Source organism: Crocosphaera watsonii WH 8501 (assembly GCF_000167195.1).
In the GTDB taxonomy this organism is placed as follows: domain Bacteria; phylum Cyanobacteriota; class Cyanobacteriia; order Cyanobacteriales; family Microcystaceae; genus Crocosphaera; species Crocosphaera watsonii.
Window position 1 is genome coordinate 1 of sequence record NZ_AADV02000265.1, and the last position, 3,735, is coordinate 3,735.

3 protein-coding genes and 1 pseudogene are annotated in these 3,735 nt (G+C 38.0%); 1 reads left to right on the forward strand and 3 read right to left on the reverse strand.

Features of this window, described 5'->3' with window-relative positions; translation table 11 throughout:
- Nucleotides 1–40: 40 nt before the first annotated feature.
- A pseudogene (locus CWATDRAFT_RS30405) lies at nucleotides 41–816 on the reverse strand (transposase); the annotation flags it as partial.
- Nucleotides 817–895: 79 nt separating this feature from the next.
- Here CWATDRAFT_RS30405 and CWATDRAFT_RS30410 point away from each other — a divergent pair.
- Nucleotides 896–1,291: a hypothetical protein gene (locus CWATDRAFT_RS30410; protein WP_007303072.1), complete on the forward strand. Its 396-nt coding sequence runs from the start codon at nucleotides 896–898 to the stop codon at nucleotides 1,289–1,291.
- A gap of 100 nt (nucleotides 1,292–1,391) precedes the next feature.
- Here the strand turns inward: CWATDRAFT_RS30410 and CWATDRAFT_RS30415 are convergent, their stop codons facing one another.
- Both CWATDRAFT_RS30415 and CWATDRAFT_RS39045 read right to left on the reverse strand, forming a co-directional pair.
- On the reverse strand, nucleotides 1,392–2,333 hold the full coding sequence (locus tag CWATDRAFT_RS30415; protein ID WP_007308554.1) for an IS4 family transposase: 942 nt from the start codon (nucleotides 2,331–2,333) through the stop codon (nucleotides 1,392–1,394).
- 949 nt (nucleotides 2,334–3,282) lie between these two features.
- The gene (locus CWATDRAFT_RS39045; RefSeq protein WP_042712950.1) at nucleotides 3,283–3,471 is read right to left on the reverse strand and encodes a hypothetical protein; all 189 of its coding nucleotides are present in this window, start codon (nucleotides 3,469–3,471) and stop codon (nucleotides 3,283–3,285) included.
- Nucleotides 3,472–3,735 lie beyond the last annotated feature (264 nt).

The following is a 3,735-nucleotide window of genomic DNA, read 5'->3' on the forward strand; positions in this document are numbered from 1 at the left end:
GAGAGTGTGCGATCAATCGAGCTCGGACCCAAGTTGGTCATCTTAAGGTCAATTTATCCCCATACAACGGGGATGTCCCGAAGTTTTGGCTTGATTTGGGTCCCGAATAAATTGACGATAAAAAACTCGGTCACTTCTAACTCTTGTAATAGTAACTAGGTCTTCATGCTTAACTTGTTCCCCAATAAAATCCTTTTGGCTGTAGTCACTATCAGCCACTAAGACAGATAATTTATCAGAAAATAAAGAACTTTGCCAGATTTTTTTTAGTTGTTGATTGCCTTGATTTACTCCTTTATGTTTAGAGGGGACTAGCTCTCCTGATAAGGGGACAGCCCAAGGGACTTTTTCTGTGTCTATTTGGTCAGGTAAAGCGCAGACAACGGAATAACAATGTCCAATATTAATGGGTTTATTTCCCTTAATTGGATTGGGGTAATGAATAAAGGTTTTATCCGCTAACGTTTCGGCAAACCGTCGTGGACAGGGAGTTGTGTCAATACCAAATAAGTTATAATGTTTTGAAGTGGGAGGAATTGTTCTCGATACCGCTGAAAATAAAGTCTCAATTCTCTGTTCATAATTAGGGTCAGTTTGAGTGGGTAAAAACTCTTGAATTCCTCTATATAAACTGTTATAATCTCTTCTAAATAAAGGATTGAGAGACAATTCAACGACTGAGTGAGCTTGTTGGTTACTGGAGAGGGCATCGAGTAATTCTATAATAGTTTCTTTTCTAGCTTTTAGTCCTTGGAAGAGGTTAGACCTCCACACCAGGAATTCCTCGACAGACGTAGCCGTTTCATTTTTGGTCATTTTTAAAATTTATTACCTTATTAATTAGCGGAATGTATACGCTAACATCAAAAGAGGTTGTTTGTTACAGTTAAGGCTAATGTCATCACATTCCGAACTTAAGACCAGTCAAGATGTCCACCTGAGAGCCAAACAAATTAAGAGTCTAATTCGCTCTCTTAAACAGAAAATAAAGAAAATTGAACGGGAAGGGGAAGTAGCACCAGCTAATTGTCATATTATTCGTTATCAGGTTAATGGAAAGGGAACAATCTACTGGTATTATAAACTACAGGCTGCTGAATCAATTTTTCCTATGGCCACTAATAATGAGAAAAAAACCAAATATAAATATTTAGGACGAGCCGGAAGTTCTGCTCATATTGATGCTGTAGAAAAACTCACTAGAAGAAATCTCATTGATGAATTAGAACGAGTCATTCAATCTCTAACTGAAAGCTACTTAGATATCTATATTGGAACCGAAACTGAATGAAGCTATTTAATATTTAAAATCCCCTAAAAAGATGGAAAGAGAGTTTTTAAAATCACCTTAATTCTCTATTTTAGCTCTGGAGATATGTTTAGCGTAAAATTTACGCTAACAATTGTTTTTTATCCAAAGTCCAAGTGTAAGCGATCGCTATTAATAAAATCAAGGAATTTAGTCGTTTATTATTGGCTTTACTTCCCTCCCAATTATAACCCCCTGTCTTACAATCCTTGAATATAGCTTCAATACCTGCCCTGGCTCGATAGACTTTCAAGACCTCTGATAAACTGTCTAAGTTGGTAAGAATAAACCAAGGCTCTTTTTCCTGTTTGCCCTTGTATTTTCTTTTCCAATATGCTCCCACATTAAAGTTTCCAAACCCTTTATTTTTAGTGACTGAAACCCCAGTTAAAAACATCTTCATCCCAGGTTTCATTCCTAACTGCGAAAAAGTTTGATAATCTTCATCATCTTTTTTCTGGTTTGTACCTTGTTTCTGACGAAAAGCGAAGCATAACTTTTGTTTTTTACTTTTTTGTTTCAACCAATAAGCTAATTTAACACTGTGGAATTCTCGGTCTCCAAGAATGACTAACTCATAGTTTTTTAGAAGACAAAGAACAGGTTGAATTAATGCCTGTTGTTCAGATAATCTGCTGGCTCCTCTTTTCCCTAAAAGTGTCCAATAGATGGGTAAAGCCAGCTTTTTCCAGATAACAGCAACCATGAAAACATTTTTATCTTTCCATTGGGTTCGGTCAATTGTTATAATCAGACGAGAGCCAGTCTTAAATTCTTTACAAATAATAGCTTTAATCACAGGAAACCAGAATCTGGGAATGGCTAAAGCTGACAAAACTAGGAATCTCTGGATATGTTTACGACGACTTTGATAAAGGATTGGTAAAGGAAAACAAGCTGCTAACCTTTCTATTCTAACCTGTTTATGTACTGTCAGCAACCACAGTAAAATTCTAAAAGCCTCGAACTGTTTTTGTGTTAAATGTTTGGTAAAATGAGATTCATAAACTGCTAAAAAGCTCATGATTTAAGTTATAAAACGATTAAGGACAATCTGATTATTATTAGCATAAAATCGGATTGTTTTCTCTCTTTTAGGAGTTGACGCTCGCGCATCAAAACAGTTTGGGGGGGCAGGGCAATCGCATTTAATTTTTGAAAAGCTGACTGCATAAGAGGTTTCGCGATCACCGTTCATTTGTACTGAAACTCTAAAATCTTTACTGGATCACGCATCTCAGATTTTAATGCGATTGCCCTGTTTGGGGGGGGAAGACGTGGCAAATGGCAAGTGTTGGCGCCCCATTTGGAAATGATTATCATTATCGTTCATTCTCAATAAGCTCTCTGGTTGCCGACAATTGTTTAGGGTCGGGTAACAGAGAAAAACCGCTCTGGACTTACTTTTCAACCTACTTGTCACCCCGTGAGAGGTTTTTCTTCCGGACGTATTAAAGGTTACAAAAAAGCCCCACGAACTCGTCATGATGTTATCAAGAAAGGGAGCAAAAAATCAACTGAAAACTTAAAGGCTCCTTAGTTTTCCTCAGAATCTATAGATTAGCCCTATTTGTCAGCCAATTTTATTGACTGATACAGAGCCGATATTTTGGGATTTTAGTTTAGCGTAAAATATACGCTAACAAACTTTTTTTGTCCAAAGTCCAACTTCTATTCTCCGCAGAGTCTATCATCTGCGGAGAATCAAATATAGGGGGGAAATAAAACGACCATATCTGACCATTTTTATGGGTAAATTGGCTCCGATCATAATCAATCCCCAACTGTTTTTGGATACTAATAATGATCTTATCCATCGAGGGACTGGCAATTGCCCTAGAGTTAATATTAATGACAGAGAATGCTTCTGGAATCCAGTTCTGAGCGATCGCTCTAAGAACTTCTTTCCCTCCTTCCCCTTTCGCTTTAGCATAAACGGCTATTGAGCTTAATGTATTACCGCTACAGATGAACTACCCACAATCGTCGCTACGCTTTGATTGGGGTTTCTGTCGCTTCAACTCCCAATCTTTAGCAAACCCTCCACATCGCTTTGATGTGTGTTTTTGCTCAGAGGACTGAGATCCACGATTGAGGAGGTTAGTTCCTAACCCCCGTGCATAATTGAGCATCACGGTTGCGGCCGCCGCGTCGCGATCCATAGAACATCCGCACTCACAGCTATGCACCCTTTCAGACAAAACTCTTTTTTCTTTTTCTTACCACCATTAAGGCCAAGTTTGCGAAGAGCTATTTTGATAGAACTTCCACAAAAAACTCCGGACTTTTCATTTATACTTGAGAGCTGGTTATTTACTATACGTCATAAGTAATGCGATGATCCGATATAAGTCTGGAGTAATCCTCTAAGCTGAAGATCGCTAAATAAGTTCGACACCAGCAATCGTTACTGGTAACTATTTGCG